The organism is Bacillus hominis (assembly GCF_018332515.1).
GTDB lineage: Bacteria > Bacillota > Bacilli > Bacillales > Bacillaceae_G > Bacillus_A > Bacillus_A hominis.
Map to the genome: position 1 here is coordinate 1 of NZ_BOQD01000353.1, position 754 is coordinate 754.

The 754-nt window shown below is 35.0% G+C and carries 1 protein-coding gene; it reads left to right on the plus strand.

The window, feature by feature from the left end; all coding sequences use genetic code 11:
• A partial coding sequence (locus tag KI356_RS24505) for an exosporium glycoprotein BclB-related protein (protein WP_274388403.1) occupies positions 1–514 on the plus strand: 514 nt, incomplete at its 5' end.
• Positions 515–754: the final 240 nt, after the last annotated feature.

Genomic DNA, 754 nt, shown 5'->3' on the forward strand with positions numbered 1-754 from the left:
AACAGGAGCAACAGGCCAGGGAGCTATTATTCCATATGCTTCAGGTACAACACCAGCTGCTTTAGTTAACCTGGTAGCAGGAGTTGTTGGTACAGGAACTCTCCTTGGATTTGGATTTGCTCAGCCTGGTATAAATTTAGCAGGTGGAACTACTATCACATTAGCGTTAAATGTAGGTGACTATGCATTTGTAGCACCACGAGCAGGGACTATTACGTCGTTAGCAGGTTTCTTTAGTGCAACAGCTGCGGTAACTTTATTAGGAACTGCTCAAGTTCAAATACAAATATTAACTGCACCTGCAGCAAGTAATGTGTTTACAGTACAGGGAGCACCTCTATTGTTATTACCAGTATTTAACGCGATAAATCTTTTTGATACCGCATCAGGGATCGTAGCTGAAAATATTTCAGTAGCCGCTGGAGATAAAATACTACTATACGTTTCATTAACAGCAGGTAGTATAATATCTACAGTTGCTGGATATGTAAGTGCAGGTATTAATATCGTTTAATTCGTTACAATGTTTAGTAGGAAATTAAACTGGTATTTGTATATAGCCCCTTCCTAATAATATTAGGGAGGGGCTATATTTTTTATGAAAAATAAGTAATAAATCAATTGGGAAATTCTCTTTGTTAAGTTGGTATAAAAGAAAAATGTAAAGTATGATTTACACTTTATAGTTTATGGAAGAAGAAATCTCATTAAAAAATTTTTCTATCAGAAAAAAAGCTAAATTCTATTAAAAACA